Below are 15689 nucleotides of genomic sequence, written 5' to 3'. Positions count from 1 at the left end.
TTGGGCATGCAGGGCCCAGCCCCTGGCCGCGTCCGCGGTCTGCTGCTGTGGCGCGGACCCGGGAACTGTGGTTGACGGTGGCAGCGGTTAGGGTCCGCTCGTCTGTCTCCTGCTCCGTTGAAGGACGGTCTCAATGGCCCGTACCACCCCGCCGCGCCGCGTGGACATCGCTGCGGTCTTCCCGGAACTGGCGCTGCTGGCCCGGCAGGCAGTCCGCCTGCACCCTCGGCTGGGCGTGCCGACCGTTCGCGACAGTTCGGTCGGCGGCCCGCTCCTGTGGCCCGCCGACGAGCCGTGGCCGGCCTGTGGCGGCCCGCACCCGGAGGACGACCTGCCGGTGTCACTGGCGGACGTCCGGCGTCGCCGCGAGCTCCACAGGACGGACTGGGCGGGCGGGAGTCCCGCCGCGCAGGAGCAAGAGGCGCTCGATGCGACGTACGTGGGTCATCCATGGAGCCAGGAGCCGAATGCCCTGCTGCCGGTGGCCCAGCTCTACGCAAGAGACATCCCCGGGCTGCCGTGCCCTGCGGATTCGGACCTGCTGCAGGTGCTGTGGTGTCCGCTGGAGCACGACCCGAACTGGATGCCGGCCGCCCAGGTTGTGTGGCGCGACTCTGCCGCGGCGGGCGCGCTGCTGGTGGAGCCGCCGCAGCCCGCGGACGTGTCGGGGCACGGCAACTACCTGCCCGAGCCGTGCGTACTGCACCCCGAGGTGGTGACCGAGTACCCGGCTCTGCTGGAGCTGGAACCGGACCTCGCGGAGCGTATCGGGGACTGGTGCGAAGAGGAGTTCACCGGCACTGACCCGAGGTACCTGTACGAAGAGGAGTTCCGTCGCTACTACCAGTATGAGCTGTCCGTCGCCCCGGGGTGGAAGGTGGGCGGCTGGGGCCCGTGGAGTTTCAGCGATCCGTCAATCATGCGGTGCACGACCTGCGAGTGCGTCATGAGACCGCTGCTGACGATCAGTTCAAGTGCCCTGGACGGCAGCGGCTGGGATCCGGTCGAGGACCGGGACTCTGACGAGGACATCGGCATCATGATCGGACGGAGCTACGACATGCAGCTCTACTACTGCCCCGCCTCCTTCGATCACCCGCACCTGGAGGTCATGCAGTAAACAGCCGGCGCGTTCCATGGGGGGGTGTGGCGTTCGTCCGGGTCGGGCAACCCCATGGGGAATCAAGGTGAGCAGGTCTGGCCAACCCTGTCGCACGGGTGGCCGTTTTCGGGGAGCGTCATCAGGGGCAGCAGCCGGGCGGTCACGGCATCCCGGCATACCGTCTCCAGGACGTCGTTGCCACGGGCGGCGCTGCGGCGGACCTTCGGTTGGGCGCCCTGGACGTCGTCAGTTCTCCCTGTCCCACCCCGGGACCATCTCGGACCATGATCTACTTCCAGTCGTCCTGCTGAGTAACGAGGAGCCGAGACCGTGACCGACCACTGTTGCGAGACGATGACGAGCCGGGTGAACTGGCAGTGCGACCAGCACGACGACACCTTCACCTGCCCAGACGCCCTGATTCGCTTCAGGCCCAAGTTCCAGGAGTACGGGCTGATCGTCCACGACGGCGGCACGGCGAGCATCGGGATCGACTTCTGCCCTTGGTGCGGACAGCGCCTCCCCGAGTCCCAGCGGGATCGCTGGTTCGACGAACTGGAGCGTCGCGGGATCGATCCGTGGGAAGACCAGGTCCCTGCCGAGTTCGAGGACGGGGCCTGGCTCGCTTCGCTACGTCAGGAGTGAAGCAACCGTTGATCGACTTCTCGTCCTCCCCGTGAGCGCGGGGGGCCGGTCGATCAGCGTGCCGGTGGTGGTGCGATCCGGCAGACGACGAGTTCCAGACGGGGGACGACGTAGTAGGCGAGCAGCGCCGGCGACGTCGAACTGGTCCAGCAAGCAGCCCTGACCAGCGCGCCTACACGAGGCCTGAGCCAGAATCAGCCGATGTCTCAAGGCCTGTCGCTTCGGACGGCGTGGCCTTGATGCTCCCCGGAGCCCAGCCGAGGATTTCCTCGAACCTGCGGGCAACGGTCGGAGTGGGCAGGTCCCCACGGTCGTGTTCGAAGGTCCTGATGGTCGCGTGACTCAGCCAGGTACGTCGTGCGAGCTCGCGCTCCGAGATACCTTCGGCTTCACGGAACTCGACGAGGGCTCGCGCCAGCCGTGCCGATTCTTCACTCATGGCCGCAGTATGCCGCAGAGCCCGGCTTCGACAGCCTTCTTCTGTCTCGATCCCAGGCCGCGAGGGCAGCGGCAGGCCCCGCCAACTGCCCTTCCCCGCCGATCGGTCCCGAGACGGAGAAAAATCGGGCAGATCTTTTCATACCGCCCTCTCGGAGCTGTCCGGGTGGTCGCTTGCCACCAGCGCGACGTACTGCTCGTACGGCTGGCGGGCCGCGGGCACGGTTTCCAGCAGCCGTTCGGGGGAGGGGTGGCAGTGCGGGCAGGGGATCGGCTGGAAGGCCGTGGCGCCGTTGCGCTCCGTGCGCCGTACGATCCAGCGGGCGGCGGTGTGCTGGCACCGGCCGCACCACGGGCTGGTGGCGGGTTCGGCCGTGGCGCCGGCGTGCGGGTGGCAGCGGGGGCAGCGCATGATGCCGCGATCGCCTTGCGTCCAGCGCTGGCCGACGATGTCGGTGGGCGTTCCGTCGTTGCAGAGTCCGCACCACTGTGGCACCTCGGGTGCGGGCGCCGGTGCGGGCGCCGGGCTCTTGACGGCGAGGACCGAGGTGAGCGGGCCGGAGATGCGGTCGCCGTCGGTGGTGAGGAAGGTGAAAGCGGCCGGGGCCGGCCGCTTCGCGGCGGCGCGGCCACGGCGTCCCGGCCGGGGCAGTGCGAGGGGGGCGGCCAGGTCGGATCCGATCGTGAACGTGGCCGTTTTGACGTCGTGCCAGCCGTCGGCGAGCAGGACGGCGGTGACGCTGTTGGCGGGGACGTTCGGGTTCACGGGCGTGGCTCCTGACGGTCGGCGGCGGCCCACGGGGGGTTCTGGCCGGCGGCGAGGTCGGGTTCGGGTTCGCGAAGGCTCCAGCGCGGCGGCGTGCCGGGGGCCTCCTGCTCGGACGGGGTTTCAGGCTCGCGGGCGTAGGGGGCGGGGACGTGCGGCTGGAGGTCCTTGCGCAGGACGTGGCGGCTTCGTTCGCCGCGGGGGGCGCCGTGCGCCGAGCGCATGCGGGCCCGGATGCCGGCCGCGACCCGCGCGACGTTCTCCGGGGCGGAGCGGGGACCGTCGACGACCTCGTCCTGCCCGGTGTGGTGGACCTCGGTGCGGCCGCGGCTGCATGTGCCGCAGCTCGTGTCGTAGGGGTCCAGCAGCCAGCCGTCCTCGCACCGGGGCTCCGGGCAGTCGCCGGGACGGACCAGGTCCTCGGCGATCAGGTCGGCGCGCGCGGCCAGCTCCGGTTTCGACAGCCGCGCGTAGTGCAGGTACCAGCGCCGTTCGATGCGCTCGCGCAGTTGCGCGGGCGTACGGCCGTTGAGTTCGTGGTGCACCAGGGGCGGGACCGTGCGGGGCAGACCGCCGTGCTTGTCCAGGATCCCCACGAGCACCGACGGGTACCCCTTGGTCACCCAGGTGACCGGGTTCTGGCCCCTGGCCATGTAGGTCGATCTCGTCACTGCCCCTCCGTCCTCGGGTACTGCTGCCAGCGGCGGTGCGTCGCCGTCCGCCGTCCGGCGCGGCGGGTGCACACGTAGCACAGCCATCCGGGCCGGACGCCGCGGACCACCGTCGAGTTGTGGCAGTCGTCGCCGGCGCAGACCACCCTGCTGTGCTCCCTGCCCTGGGGCTTCTCCGCCGGCTCGGCCGGGAGCGCGAAGCCCTCCGGCCGGTCGCGGAGAACGTACGGGGCGTGCCAGCCGGGGTGGAAGTCGACGAGCTCCACGGCCGTAGCGTCCGGCGCCTCCGACTGGTGGTGCCCTGCGCAGTGCTGGCGCAGCCAGCGCAGCGAGTCCATGTATCCCAGCAGGGGGTTGACCTCCCAGACCCACATCGGACCGCCGGCCGGCGCGGTACGGGCACGGGTACGGGTCCTGGGGGCGGGCACCGGCATCTGGACCCACTGACCTTCGTCCGGCTCGAAGACGCCGCGCTTGCAGCGGTCGGCGGTGTCCTCGTCCAGGGCCACGCAGCACAGCTCGTCGATCGGACCGGGTGCGATGCGCAGGGTGCTGGCGCAGGCGAGGATGTGCCGGGAGGGGGGCTGTTCGGCCTGCACCTCGGGTTCCGCGTCCTGGGCGGCGTCCTCGGTGGGCGCTTCGTCGCGCAGTCGGGGGACGAACGCCCCTTCATTGATCATTTTCTGCATGCGGACGCCGAGGCCTACGACCTCGGCGTCCGAGCCCTCCGAGGCCGGAGCGGCTGAAACAACAAACTGCTGCGGGTAAGCCGGTCGAACCCGCTGGTACGGCGATCCTGACCAGGCACCGCCGACCCCCAGCGAGTGACTACCGCCGGGCGGTTCTCGGCCCGGCAGGCCTCACAGGCGTGGACGCCGGCGGCGCCGTAGCGGCGGATCGCCGTCCCGGCAGACCTGCGCGTCAGGTCTTGCTGATTGTGAGGTGACGGGCGATGAGGCCGACCAGGACCTTGCCGGTCGGACCAGCGGTGTCGTCGTAGAAGTGGATGCGGGGGGAGATGGACCCCCGGACGTCGAGCTTGATGTGGGCCTCCATCAGGATCTCGCCTTCGGGCCGAACCTGTGGGGGCACCGGGAGGACGCGCTCGTTGGCCCACTGGTTGAGGGTGTCCTCCGACTCGACCATGGCGACGGTGTTGCCCGAGATGACGACGGCGCCGCGGGGGCTGCGCAGGCAGAACTCGCGGAAGTTCCCCTTGAATCCTTCGCCCGTGGAAATCTCCGCGTAGCTGCTGAGTGCCTGCAGGGCCAGCCAGGCCTTACGGGCCCAACCCGGGACCTTGCGGGTGTCGGTGTCGTCCAGACGCAGGGTGCGGGAGCGGTCGCCGGTGAACTGGACGCCGGGAAGGGAGGCGATGCGGTCGAGGACGGCCTCGAAGGTGCGGGGTGCGTCCTCGGCGTCCTGCTGGGCGTAGGCCTCGTTGCCGGCGCCGAGCGTCATCAGAAGTACCCGGAGCCGGCTGATCTCGCGGTTGGCGCGGTCCAGGAGATCAAGGGAGTCGATGTGCTCGGCAAGCTCGATGTCGTTGCTGGCCTCGGAGGCGGTGAGCTTCGCATTGGCGTCGTTGAGCTGGTGCTGGAGGCTGAGCTGCATGCGCTGCTGCCGGGCGATCTCCTCGTCGCGGGCGGAGACCATCGTGGTGAGGCGGCTGACCTCGCTGCGCGCCTCGGCCGGGTTGAGGTGGGTCGATGACGGCGTCGGCCGTCGTTGGGGGGACTGCGGCGCCGGGCTGGTGTTCAGCAGGACCAGGCCGGCGAGGCGTTCGGGGACGGGCGAGTCGAGGGTGTGTTCCTGGACCCCGCTGGCGATGTGCCTCCACGCCTCGTCCCGCCGGTCGTTCAAGCGCTGGTAGGTCAGGAACCGGTGGCGGTACCCGTCGGCGGCCCAGGCCGGATCGACGCCGGGCAGGTAGGTGCGCACCGCGCCGGGGGCCACCCAGTGGTCCGGCCCGATCTCACGCCGGAACGCCTGGACGGCCGCCTGGTCCGTGAGCAGGAAGAGCGAGGCGAAACCGGCCGCGCCGCCCCAGGCCTTGTCGGTGCGCCAGGTCCAGTCACCCGACGGCTGGTGGGGGCGGGCGGCCACGATGACCGGCCGGCGGCGGTCCTGATGTGTGAGGACCTCCAGGAGGTGGTCGACGTCACCTGCTCCTATGTGCTGCGGGGAGGCCGTCAGCCGGGTCACCGGCGCCCAGCCGCCGTCGGCCTCGGGTGCCAGGCCGTCGATGACGGGAAGCGCGGCGACGAGTTCGCGGATGATCCGGGGCGGCCCGCTGGGCGGCAGGACGCCGGCGCTGTGGCATTCGAGGTCGATCGCCACCAGGCCGGTCCCCCCGGCGTCGGGACCGACGGCGGTGAGCGTCGTCGTCCACCGCTGCGCCCGCTGTTCTATGAACTGCAGGCGAAGGCCTATTTCGTCACCGTCGGGGCTGTAGGAGCCGACGACGTCGAGGGTCGTGCTGGCGTCGAGCTGGTGCTGGCCGGAGGAGCCGAGGGCCTCGGCGCCGTAGCCCTTGCTGTCCAGCCAGGCGGCGGCGTTCCCGCGGACGGTCTTGAAGATGTCCGGCTGCTGCTCGGTGTCGGTGCAGTCGATGGTCAGGGTGGTTCTGTACAGCATGGTGCTTCGGAACACGGGGAACTCCGACAGGCTGTGGCGGTGCGGGGACAGGGGTGCCGTCCGGAGCGTAGTGGCAGCCTCGACTTTCGTGGTGCCCTTCGGAGTTGAGGCCCTTCGGTGGCCTGCGGCCAGGTAGCCCCGGACCCAGGGGGCACCGGTGTGGGCGGCGACGGTGGCTGCGGCGAAGGTCTGTTCCGGCGTCGGGGCCGACGAGCGTGGGCCAGCGGTCGCGCAGGCCTCCGCCGGCGGTGCCGAGGGTCCAGCCGTGAGCGGCGACCAGGGCGAGAAACTCCTCGGCGATCGGCTCGGGCTCGCGCGGGCACGCGGCGGGCGGTGGTGGCGGGCCGGTCCGTGCGAGCGGCCCGCTGGGCCGGGATGGTGCCGTTGGTGCGGGCGGCCTGGCGGGCGGCGTGCAGGACGGTGCGGGCAAGATCGGCGCCGGTCTGAGGCTGAGGCGGTGGCGGCGCGAGCCCGCTCGGAGACCTCCTCGGCGGCGGCCTGGGCCGTGAGACGGTTCCGGCGGGCAAGGTCGGCCTACGCGTCGGCCAGCGATGTATGGGCCAGTCGGGCGAAGGCGTCGGCCGTACGCCGAGCTGCTGGCCGCGGTCGGGCTGACGTCTCCCCCGCGCGGGCGGGGGCCAGCCGTCCTCCAGCGCGGCGAACAACGGGCCCCGCACCCGCGGGGGTCAGCCGACCACCCCCGGCCCCGGGCACCGCTCCGGCGGGTCCGCCCCGCACCCGCGGGGGTCAGCCGGCCGTGTTCAAGCGCCCCAACCTCGCCTCGCGAGGCGAGAGCACAGCGGCCCTGGCTGCCCTCGACCAGGCCGCCCACCACCTCGACCTCGCAGAGAACGAGCCCGTTGGCGGCCTCGACTTCTTCACTGGCCCGCGCCTTGACGGTCTCGCGGGCGAGGCCTATGCGCACCTTGGCGAACACGACGCGGCGGGGCGCCTGCTCGAGACCGCCATCGACCGGCGAGCCGCGGCGGACGTCAAGGGCCTTGCCGTCCTCACCCTCGACCTTGCGGAGGTCCGGCTCGCCCAAGGCGACCTCGATGCCGCCTGCGCGCTCGCACACGAGGCCCTCGACGTCGCGAACGGGAGCGTCGTCCAGCCGATCGTCCTCCGCGCGCGCCTTCGAGCGCTCGGTCGCTCCGTGGACCGCCGAGAGGCCCGTGCGAGAGCTGGCCGCACGCGTGAGAGAGTCGGGGGCACAGCTCGTGCGCATGTAGGGAGGCCGCTGTGGAGTGGAAGACGTTCGGACGTCGACAGGTCTACGGCAGCCCCTGGGTCCAGGTGTGGCTCGACGACGTCGACGTGCCCGGCGTCGGTCGGATCGACCACCACGTCGTCCGCTACCCGCGCGCCTCGACCAGTGCGGTCGTCACCAACGAGGCTGGGGAGTTCCTCCTCCTTTACCGGCACCGGTTCATCACCGGCCGCTGGGGCTGGGAGGTGCCAGCCGGGTGGGTCGAGCCCGGGGAGGACCCGGCGGTTGCGATCGCCCGTGAGGTCGAGGAGGAGACCGGCTGGCGTCCCGGCCGGGTCGAGCTGTTGACCGAGTACGACGCCATGGCCGGCATCAGCGACGCCCACTTCCGCGCCTACCACGTCACCGGCTGCACCCAGGTCGGTGAGCCCGAGGACGTGTCGGAGTCGACCCGTGTGGAGTGGCTACCGGAGGCCGACGTGGTCAGGCTGCTGGTCAGCGGCGAGGTCGCGGACGGTCCGTCGCATGCCGGCCTCTCCTACTACCTCGGTCCGCACCGGCTGAGCCGCCCGCGCCCCTGACCTGCACCGTCCGATGGCCGGTCTCGGCGGCCGCCCGGGTCGGAACGCACGAAGACGCCCCCGCCCGGCCGAAGCCGAGCGGGGGCGGTGGTTCAGGGGCGGAGCGCGTCTTCCCCGCACCCGCAGGGGTCAGCCGCGGTGCTCGCCGCAGTCGGCGCCGGATCCGGTCGGTGCGCTCGCGCAGCGCCCGTACGGTCTCCAGGCGCTCGAGGAGCAGGTAGCCGGCGGTGGCGGCGCGGGCTTCCTTGGCGGCCTGTTCGGCGGCAGTCTGGGCGGTGAGGCGGCTTCGGTGGGCGCGCAGCGCGGTCGTGGGCGAGGTCGGCCTCGGCGTCGGCGAGCGGCGAGCGGGCCAGCGCGGCGAGGGCGTCGGTGCGGTAGGTAGCGACGGCGTCCCGGACGGTCTGCAGATCGGATCCGAGAACGTCCTCACGGCTGGCGCCAACAGGGCGGACCGCGGCCATCGCGGCGCGCAGCTCGGCCTCGGTTCGTCGGTGGTCGGCCTCAAACTCGGTGACCTTCACGTCCGGGCAACGGGGGTTCGAGGCGAAACCCGTGCTTCTCTTCCCCGAAGGAGTGGCTTCGCAGTGCGGCGTAGGGCACCTTGGCCAGCTTGCGTCAGATGCGGGTGATCCGGGAGTCCATGCGAACTCTTACGAGGGCAACCAGGCGCCGGCGGGCGGACCAGGCCAGGCCAGCGGCCCCGGCGACGAGGGTGGCCAGGGCGGACAGTGCGGCGGCGACGGTCCCCACGTGGCCGGCGGGAATCAGGAGCATCCACGCCGCCGCCCCGACCGCCCCTGCCACAACGAGCAGGGTGCCCCGTACGGGCATCGCCAGCCGGCCCGACAGCATCGCCACGCCAAGGCCGAGCGCGGCGGCCGGAACCACCGTGGCGAGAACCCCGAGGGCCAGGAAGAAGGTCAGTATCACGGCGTTGCTCCCCCATCCACGGACCGGCTCAGGCCCAGCGCCCGTCGGCCTTGCAGGGTCATCCTGGCAAAGAATCTGAACATGTTCAAATATGGCCCGGGAGGACCCGCGGGCCGCGCACGGAGGTGGAGGCGGAGGCGGTCGAAGAGGCCATCGCGCCTGGCTGCTCGTGGCTCCGTAGATGACAACGGGTTCTGGCTCAGGTTTTGTGGACCGTGAACTGTGCGTTACATCTGACCGTGGTTCTGGGCTTGTTGATCAGGACGTGAAATACTCGCTCGGTCGCTTCAACAGGTGTCGCCGGGGCATCCGAGGCCCCAGGGCCGAACCAGTGGGAGTAAGAGGCGGTTAGGCGGCAGCCGTATGCGTGACTCGCGATCGGAGTCCTGAGTAGACCCCACTGGGTCCCGGCCCTTTCACGCGAGCAGCACGCGTTTGCGGAGAAGACGGAAGCCCGCGCGGCCGAACATCTGGCGCTTGAGCATCTTGATCCTCTGCCACCGCTCCTCGCCATCGGGGTCCCTCCCCGAACCTACTGCCCCGGTTACCGCCAGGGCCCAAGATCACAGGACGCGCAGGATGTCCTTGAGGGCCTTGGTGAAGGCTCTGGACGCTCATGTCGGGGCAGTGCGCGGTCCTGTCGTCGACAGGGCGCGGCCGTCGACGACGATGCGGGCGAGGTGTATTTGCCGGGGTGAAGTAGAGCCACGGCTTCGGCCTGTTCGGGAGCCGGTGGCTCTTCGGCGAGTTTGGGAGCCAGTCGGTGTGATGGTGTGGAACATGCCGCTTTCGGAGTAATCGCGGGGGCTTGCGCCGTTCGGCCGTCACGCTGTGCCTGTTGATCACGGTCCAGGTCAGGGAGACCGCTGGTGCACAGGTCACGTGAGTGGCTGTTCGAAAGGATCCGCCGGGCTCAGCGTGAGCAGGGGCTGTCAGGGCGGGAGCTCGCCGCGCGGTTCAAGGTCTCGCGGAACACGGTGAGGAAGGCGTTGGAGTCGCCGGTGCCGCCGAAGCGCAAGTCGCCGCCGCCGCGCAAGAGCGTGCTGGAGCCCGTCAAGGGCTTCATCGACGCGATGCTGCGCGAGGATCTGGACGCACCGGCGAAGCAGAAGCACACGATCCCGCGGATCATGGAGCGTCTGGCCGCCGAGCACGATTTCGAGCTGGCCCGTTCCACCACGGTCTGGGACTACGTGTCCAAGCGGCGCCCGCAGATCCGCGCGGAGACCCTGGAGGGTCGTCGGCATCTGGACGGGATGGTGCCGCAGGCGAAGAGGCCGGGCGAGGAGGCTGAGGTCGATTTCGCGGACTTCTGGCTGGACCTGGCCGGGCAGCGGCGCAAGTGCGTGCTGTTCACGTTGCGGCTGTGCTACTCGGGCAAAGCGGTACACCGGGTCTATGCGACCGCGTCCCAGGAGGCCTTCCTGGAAGGGCACCTGGAGGCGTTCACGGCGTTGGGCGGGGTGCCGTCGGTGCACATCCGCTACGACAACCTGAAGCCCGCGGTAAAGCAGGTGCTGTTCGGGCGCTCCAGGCTGGAATCGGCCCGGTGGGCGTCGTTCAAGTCCTGGTATCAGTTCTCGGCGTTCTACTGCGCGCCCGGCGAGGACGGCGCCCACGAGAAGGGCGGGGTTGAACACGAGGGCGGCCGGTTCCGCAGAAAGCACCTGGTCCCGCCCCCTGCGGTCGACTCGCTGGCGGAGCTGAACGAGCGCCTGGCCGCGATCGACATCGCGGAAGACGCCCGGCACATCCACGGTCGGCCGACCTCGATCGGGTTCGACTTCGAGGCCGAGCGCGAGCAGCTGCGGGCGCTGCCGGCGGACGACTACGACTGCGGGATCGACCTGACGCCGACGGTCGCGCGCAATTCCCTTCTGTTGACTGAACTACGGCCAGAGATTCCGCAGTTCAGGGGACGGATACGCGCTCCAGGGTCTACGTTTCCTGGTCGTGATCGGAGACGAGGAAGAGCATCGAGATCTGGCCGCATTGGTCGTTCCTGCGGTCGGGTCGTTGCTGGCGACCGGAAGCCGATGGGAGCCGTACCGTCTGGTCGACCCGAGCGGCGTCGGCGTCCAGGCGGTGACGGACTACTTCCGTGACCTGCAGGCAGCCGGCCGCACCGAATCGACGGTGCGTTCCTATGGGATGGACCTGCTGCGCTGGTTCCGCTTCCTGTGGGCGATCGACGTGTCGTGGGACCGCGCCACGCGACTCGAAGCGAGGGATTTCTGCCGGTGGCTGCTGATCAACGGACAGCCCGATCGTCCGCACTGGCGCTCGGGGCAGCCATCGGAGCCGTCGCCGAGCTCGGCGAAGCCGTATGCGGCCTCGGTGCGGGCGCACAACGAGACGGTGCTGCGCTGCTTCTACGCCTTTCACCTGGACATCGCCACCGGGCCCATGCTGGTCAACCCGTTCCCGCTGGACCGCACACGCCGCAGCGGTCGGGTGAACGCGCACCACAACCCGATGGAGCCGCACCGCAAGGAGCGGACAGGTCTCTACCGGCCCCGTGTCCCGAAGCGCATTCCGCGCAGTATCCCGGATGAGGAGTTCAACGAGATCTTCGCCAAGCTCCCCTCGCACCGGGACCGGGCGTTGGTCGCGTTCTACGTCTCCACCGGGGCGCGGGCTTCGGAGCTGTTGTCGACGCTGCAAGGCGGGGTCGCCCCTGGGCGGCAGCTGATCTCGGTGGTACGCAAGGGCACGGGGGCGGTTCAAGAACTCCCGGCGTCCACCGACGCGTTCGTCTGGCTGCGGCTCTACCAGGTCCAGATGGGCGATCTCATCCCGAGAGGTCGTCGTCTGCCGTTGTGGTGGACGCTTCGACGCCCGGTCCGCCCGCTGACCTATCACGCGGTGCACCGCATGTTCGAGCGGGTGAATCAGCTGGTGGGAACCTCGGCGACGCTCCACGCATTACGCCATACTGCAGCGTTCCGGATGGCCGAGGACCCAGCGCTGCCGCTGACGGACGTTCAGCTCGTCCTCGGGCATGCTCAGCTCACTACGACACAGCTCTACCTGACGCCTCGCAAGGAAGACGTGATCCGTCGGTCCTGGTCCATCACGCTGAACAGAGTCGGCAGGCGGCCGAGCGGAAGGCGCCCGCTCCGGCGCCGGGTTATCGGCCGGAGACGATGGATGTGCTGTTCGGCAAGGGTATCGCGTGATCGTCACCGACCTCCTGGCCGCTGCACCTGTGGTCTCCCGGCCTCATCTCTCGGCCGAGCAGCAGACCGCGAAGTTTCCGCCGCGTCCCGTCTCGGCCCACTGGCCTGCTGCCGAGATGGACCGCGACGGGGTGTTGCGGATGTGGATCGAGGCGACGCCGCGGCAGGAGGACCCTCGCAGCCACGACTTTCGTCGGCGCGGTCTGATGTTGATGCTGGACTGGTTGGAGGAGCAACCGGGCCGGACCTGGCACGAGCGCTGGCACGCGAGCGGCGCCGATGCGGCTGGTGAGCGGTGGGCCGACGGCCCGGCGAGCTGGCTGGAGCTGCTGGGGAAGTTCTCGCGGACCCGGCTGGAGACCATGACCAGTTCCCTGGTCGTCATGATCGGGGCCGACGTCATCCGGCCATCGCTGGGCTGGTTGCTCACCGGGGGCAAGAAGCGCAAGCTCGCGCGGAACATGATCCGCTCCCGCGACGCAGGCGGCTTCGCCCGGCTGGACGACTTCTGCCGGGCCGATCCCGGGATCAGTGACTTGGCCCGTCGCGCCGTCTTGTTCCGCACCGCGGTGATCATCGCTGCCAAGGGCGGGACGGTGGCCGACATCGGGGTCGGGGATCTGCTGGAGGTTCTGGCGGTCGAGGCCCAGTTGCGCGGGAGCCGCCGCTCCGGCTCGGCCACGTTCCGGGCACTGCGCGAGACCGGCGTCTTCGGCGCCGGCGTCCCCACGCTGCGCGAGATCCGCAGCATCGGCCAGCGGTCAGTCGAGGAGCTCGTCGACCGCTACTCGATCGCCTGCCGTGCGATCCGCGATCTGCTGGTGGAGTATCTCAAGGAACGACAGCCCGCCCTGGACTACGGCACGCTGCGCGGGCAGACCTACCAGTTGGCCAAGTGCTTCTGGCAGGACCTGGAGCTGCACCATCCCGGCATCGACTCGCTGCGTCTTGCCGCCGATGTCGCAGCCGCCTGGAAGCAGCGCTTGCGCACCCGGCGGACCACGACCACCACCGGCAGCGGGGACCGGGTCCAGGTCGCCGTCGAGCGGCTCGGCTACCAGGACACCCTGGCCTGCGTCCGAGCGTTCTACCTGGATCTGGCCCAGTGGGCCCTGGAGGACCCCGGCCAGTGGGGTCAGTGGGTCGCGCCCTGCCCTGTCAGCCAGCAGGACCTGAACCGGCGCAAGACCACCCGGCGGCGCAAAGCACGAATGGACGCCCGTACCCGCGAACGGCTCCCCGTGCTGCCGATCCTCGTCCGCTCCGCCGACCAGCAGCGCCGGGACTCAGCAGCCCTGCTCGCCGCTGGACGACTGGCAGGCCCGGGGCAGCAATTCAGTGCCGCCGGTCAGACCCTGATCCGGATCCGCCGGCCGCACGCGAACCCGGACAACGTCTGGGTCGAGGACCTGGCCACCGGGCAGCGGCGCCTGCTCAACCGGGAGGAGGACAACGCCTTCTGGGCCTGGGCCATCATCGAGGTTCTGCGGCACACCGGTGTCCGCGCCGAGGAGATGCTGGAGCTGAGCCACCACAGCCTGGTCCAATACCGGCTGCCGACGACCGGGGAGATCGTCCCACTGCTGCAGATCGCCCCGTCCAAGACCGATGCCGAACGGCTTCTGGTGGTCAGCCCCGAACTGGCCGACGTGCTCAGCGCGATCATCTGCCGGATCCGCGACGCCAGCGGCGCGGTCCCACTCGTCCGCGCCCGGGACTACCACGAACACATCTGGCTGCCACCGGCCCCGTTGCTGTTCCAACGCCACGTCGCCGCCGAACCGCAGCGCATCGCCCGGGAGCGGGTCAGCGCGCTCCTGGACGATGCCCTCTCCCACACCGGCCTGATCGACCAGGCCGACGGCACCGCACTGCATTACACCCCGCACGACTTCCGCCGAATCTTCATCACGGACGCCATCCTCAACGGCCTTCCCCCGCACATCGCCCAGGTGATCGCCGGGCACCAGGACATAGCCGTGACGATCGGCTACAAGGCCGTATATCCGGAGGAGACCATCAGGTCCCACCTGGCCTTCCTCGCCCGTCGCAGAGCCCTTCGCTCGAGCGAGGAATACCGCACTCCCACCGACTCCGAGTGGCAGGAATTCCTCGGCCACTTCGAGCGGCGAAAGGTCGCCACCGGGCTCTGCGGACGCGCTTTCTCAACCCCTTGCATTCATGAACACGCCTGCCTGCGATGTTCGATGCACTGGCCAGACCCTGACCAGCGCTTCCGTATCGAGGAGATCCGCGACAACCTCATCGCGCGCATCGCCGAGGCCGAGCGCGAGGGCTGGCTCGGAGAGGTCGAGGGCTTGCAAGCCAGCCTGGCGGGCGCCAACGACAAGCTCGCCCAGATCGACGCGCTCGTCAACAGGCGGTCGACCGCCGTTGAACTCGGCATGCCAGGTTTCGGCCAGTCCACAGGAACCGTCGAAACGACGAAGCCGTCATCGTGATCGACGTCAACGGCGGTCGAAGATCAAAACGGAACCGACAGTCCAGCGTCGCGCAGCTGGGACAGAGCGACGGACATGCACTGCTGGACAGTCCTGCCGTCAGCTCGCATGCCATGCTCCAACGGGCCACCGCTGGCAGCGAACGTCCACGCTGGCGCGTTGTCAGCCAGCCTCTCCGCGTCCATCCTGATCATGGCGTTCACACCCTGCTCGCCCAGCCATTCCAGTATCAAGAGCGTCACGTCCTCGACGCCGCGATCCTCATCGGTCTTTGGCCAGCGGCCTCGGTTCCCAGTCATCGCCCCGACTCTATCGAGGCCCCCGCGGGAGTCGGGGCTCCCAGCGGTCAAGTATCAGTGCTCGTTTTCCAGTGCCGGGAAGAGTTCAGCGCACTCGCTGGCGAAGGAGCAGAGCTGGTGCACGACCTGCCGATACTTCTGGGGGTCCTGGTTTCTGGGCGGCGGAGCGTCGGTCCACTGCTGCCACAATCCACCTGCGGCAAGGTATCGGGATGCACGCTCGGACCCGAGGGCGGCATCGAGGTGAAGCAGTGCGCCAAGAGCAAAGCCCTGGTCGTAGTCGAGGTCAGGCCGCGGCAAATAGCGATCAAGGTACCGACACAGCAAATCGGCGTCCGCGCTGTCACCGAACGTGGCGAGGGTGACGCAGTACGCCGCGCCGGCATAGGGCCCTTCGCTGGCCAGCAGAAGTTCGCCGATACGGCTGCGGAACTCGGTCCTGCCGGCTACAACGACCAGCCAGGAAGCAGTCTTACGCTCTCGCCATCCGCCTTCGAAGAGGACATCGAGCTCAGCAGGGGTGATCTCCGAGGCAGCCTGGACCAACTCCCTCGCGAACACCACGCGCTCAGGCCCACTCAACCGCAGCAGGCTTCCACCCAACCGAAGGTACCGCCGTCCGGGCGTGACGAATCGGCGGACCAAGCCCAGCAGCTCAGGGTCAGTGGTGGCATGGCGCATAGCTGCATCTTTGCCCGGTGAACGCCCAGCGGCCAGCGGTTTTACCCGAGGGGCTGCCGAGCGGTGATCGCTAGTTCAGAGAACGGAT

14 protein-coding genes are annotated in these 15689 nt (G+C 69.8%); 6 read left to right on the top strand and 8 right to left on the bottom strand.

Going from position 1 to position 15689, the window contains the following annotated elements; genetic code table 11:
- The first annotated feature begins 133 nt into the window (after positions 1–133).
- Together ACIQI7_RS21840 and ACIQI7_RS21835 are read left to right on the top strand one after the other, a co-directional pair.
- Complete coding sequence (locus ACIQI7_RS21840; protein ID WP_401112525.1) at positions 134–1120, top strand: hypothetical protein; 987 nt, start codon at positions 134–136, stop codon at positions 1118–1120.
- A 312-nt stretch (positions 1121–1432) separates the two neighbouring features.
- Positions 1433–1747, top strand: coding sequence for a DUF6980 family protein (locus ACIQI7_RS21835; protein WP_401112524.1), 315 nt, complete (start codon positions 1433–1435; stop codon positions 1745–1747).
- 172 nt (positions 1748–1919) lie between these two features.
- Here the strand turns inward: ACIQI7_RS21835 and ACIQI7_RS21830 are convergent, their stop codons facing one another.
- From ACIQI7_RS21830 to ACIQI7_RS21810, 5 genes are all read right to left on the bottom strand, one after another.
- Positions 1920–2186, bottom strand: a complete 267-nt coding sequence (locus tag ACIQI7_RS21830; protein ID WP_401112523.1) for a multiprotein-bridging factor 1 family protein — start codon at positions 2184–2186, stop codon at positions 1920–1922.
- A 138-nt stretch (positions 2187–2324) separates the two neighbouring features.
- Positions 2325–2951 (bottom strand): hypothetical protein, encoded by a 627-nt coding sequence (locus ACIQI7_RS21825; RefSeq protein WP_401112521.1) that lies wholly within the window; start codon positions 2949–2951, stop codon positions 2325–2327.
- The gene (locus ACIQI7_RS21820; RefSeq protein ID WP_401112519.1) at positions 2948–3622 is read right to left on the bottom strand and encodes a hypothetical protein; all 675 of its coding nucleotides are present in this window, start codon (positions 3620–3622) and stop codon (positions 2948–2950) included. Before ACIQI7_RS21820 ends, ACIQI7_RS21825 begins: the two co-directional genes overlap by 4 nt.
- Entirely contained in the window at positions 3619–4302 is a 684-nt protein-coding gene (locus ACIQI7_RS21815) for a hypothetical protein (protein WP_401112518.1), read from the bottom strand. The genes ACIQI7_RS21820 and ACIQI7_RS21815 overlap by 4 nt, the downstream gene beginning before the upstream one ends.
- A 241-nt stretch (positions 4303–4543) precedes the next feature.
- Complete coding sequence (locus ACIQI7_RS21810; RefSeq protein WP_401112516.1) at positions 4544–6259, bottom strand: hypothetical protein; 1716 nt, start codon at positions 6257–6259, stop codon at positions 4544–4546.
- Positions 6260–7501: 1242 nt separating this feature from the next.
- On the opposite strand from ACIQI7_RS21810, the gene ACIQI7_RS21805 reads away from it, so the two are divergent.
- A complete protein-coding gene (locus ACIQI7_RS21805; protein WP_401112515.1) occupies positions 7502–8050 on the top strand; it encodes an NUDIX hydrolase in 549 nt (182 codons plus the stop codon).
- A 615-nt stretch (positions 8051–8665) separates the two neighbouring features.
- Here ACIQI7_RS21805 and ACIQI7_RS21800 read toward each other — a convergent pair.
- Entirely contained in the window at positions 8666–8980 is a 315-nt protein-coding gene (locus ACIQI7_RS21800; protein ID WP_401112513.1) for a hypothetical protein, read from the bottom strand.
- Positions 8981–9849: 869 nt separating this feature from the next.
- Between ACIQI7_RS21800 and istA the strand changes: the two genes are divergently transcribed.
- From istA to ACIQI7_RS21785, 3 genes are read left to right on the top strand one after another with little or no spacing between them, the layout of a single operon-like run.
- Entirely contained in the window at positions 9850–11085 is a 1236-nt protein-coding gene (gene istA, locus ACIQI7_RS21795; RefSeq protein ID WP_401112511.1) for an IS21 family transposase, read from the top strand.
- Positions 11066–12451: a tyrosine-type recombinase/integrase gene (locus tag ACIQI7_RS21790; protein WP_401112902.1), complete on the top strand. Its 1386-nt coding sequence runs from the start codon at positions 11066–11068 to the stop codon at positions 12449–12451. The genes istA and ACIQI7_RS21790 overlap by 20 nt, the downstream gene beginning before the upstream one ends.
- Positions 12366–14621 (top strand): tyrosine-type recombinase/integrase, encoded by a 2256-nt coding sequence (locus tag ACIQI7_RS21785; RefSeq protein ID WP_401112510.1) that lies wholly within the window; start codon positions 12366–12368, stop codon positions 14619–14621. The genes ACIQI7_RS21790 and ACIQI7_RS21785 overlap by 86 nt, the downstream gene beginning before the upstream one ends.
- Before the next feature lie 23 nt (positions 14622–14644).
- Here the strand turns inward: ACIQI7_RS21785 and ACIQI7_RS21780 are convergent, their stop codons facing one another.
- Positions 14645–14920 (bottom strand): hypothetical protein, encoded by a 276-nt coding sequence (locus ACIQI7_RS21780; RefSeq protein WP_401112508.1) that lies wholly within the window; start codon positions 14918–14920, stop codon positions 14645–14647.
- Positions 14921–14974: 54 nt separating this feature from the next.
- Positions 14975–15601: a DUF6000 family protein gene (locus ACIQI7_RS21775; RefSeq protein WP_401112506.1), complete on the bottom strand. Its 627-nt coding sequence runs from the start codon at positions 15599–15601 to the stop codon at positions 14975–14977.
- Positions 15602–15689: the final 88 nt, after the last annotated feature.

It is taken from the genome of Kitasatospora sp. NPDC092039, from assembly GCF_044756065.1.
GTDB lineage: Bacteria > Actinomycetota > Actinomycetes > Streptomycetales > Streptomycetaceae > Kitasatospora.
Note: the sequence above shows the minus strand (reverse complement) of the source record. Positions and strands in the feature narration are given on the sequence as shown.

Excerpts from the sequence above, each read along its gene's own strand:
- ACIQI7_RS21815 (WP_401112518.1), bottom strand. The coding sequence starts at position 4,302 with ATGATCAATGAAGGGGCGTTCGTCCCCCGACTGCGCGACGAAGCGCCC.
- ACIQI7_RS21780 (WP_401112508.1), bottom strand. The coding sequence starts at position 14,920 with ATGACTGGGAACCGAGGCCGCTGGCCAAAGACCGATGAGGATCGCGGC.
- ACIQI7_RS21840 (WP_401112525.1), top strand. The coding sequence starts at position 134 with ATGGCCCGTACCACCCCGCCGCGCCGCGTGGACATCGCTGCGGTCTTC.
- ACIQI7_RS21830 (WP_401112523.1), bottom strand. The coding sequence starts at position 2,186 with ATGAGTGAAGAATCGGCACGGCTGGCGCGAGCCCTCGTCGAGTTCCGT.
- ACIQI7_RS21785 (WP_401112510.1), top strand. The coding sequence starts at position 12,366 with ATGTTGATGCTGGACTGGTTGGAGGAGCAACCGGGCCGGACCTGGCAC.
- ACIQI7_RS21775 (WP_401112506.1), bottom strand. The coding sequence starts at position 15,601 with ATGCGCCATGCCACCACTGACCCTGAGCTGCTGGGCTTGGTCCGCCGA.
- ACIQI7_RS21810 (WP_401112516.1), bottom strand. The coding sequence starts at position 6,259 with ATGCTGTACAGAACCACCCTGACCATCGACTGCACCGACACCGAGCAG.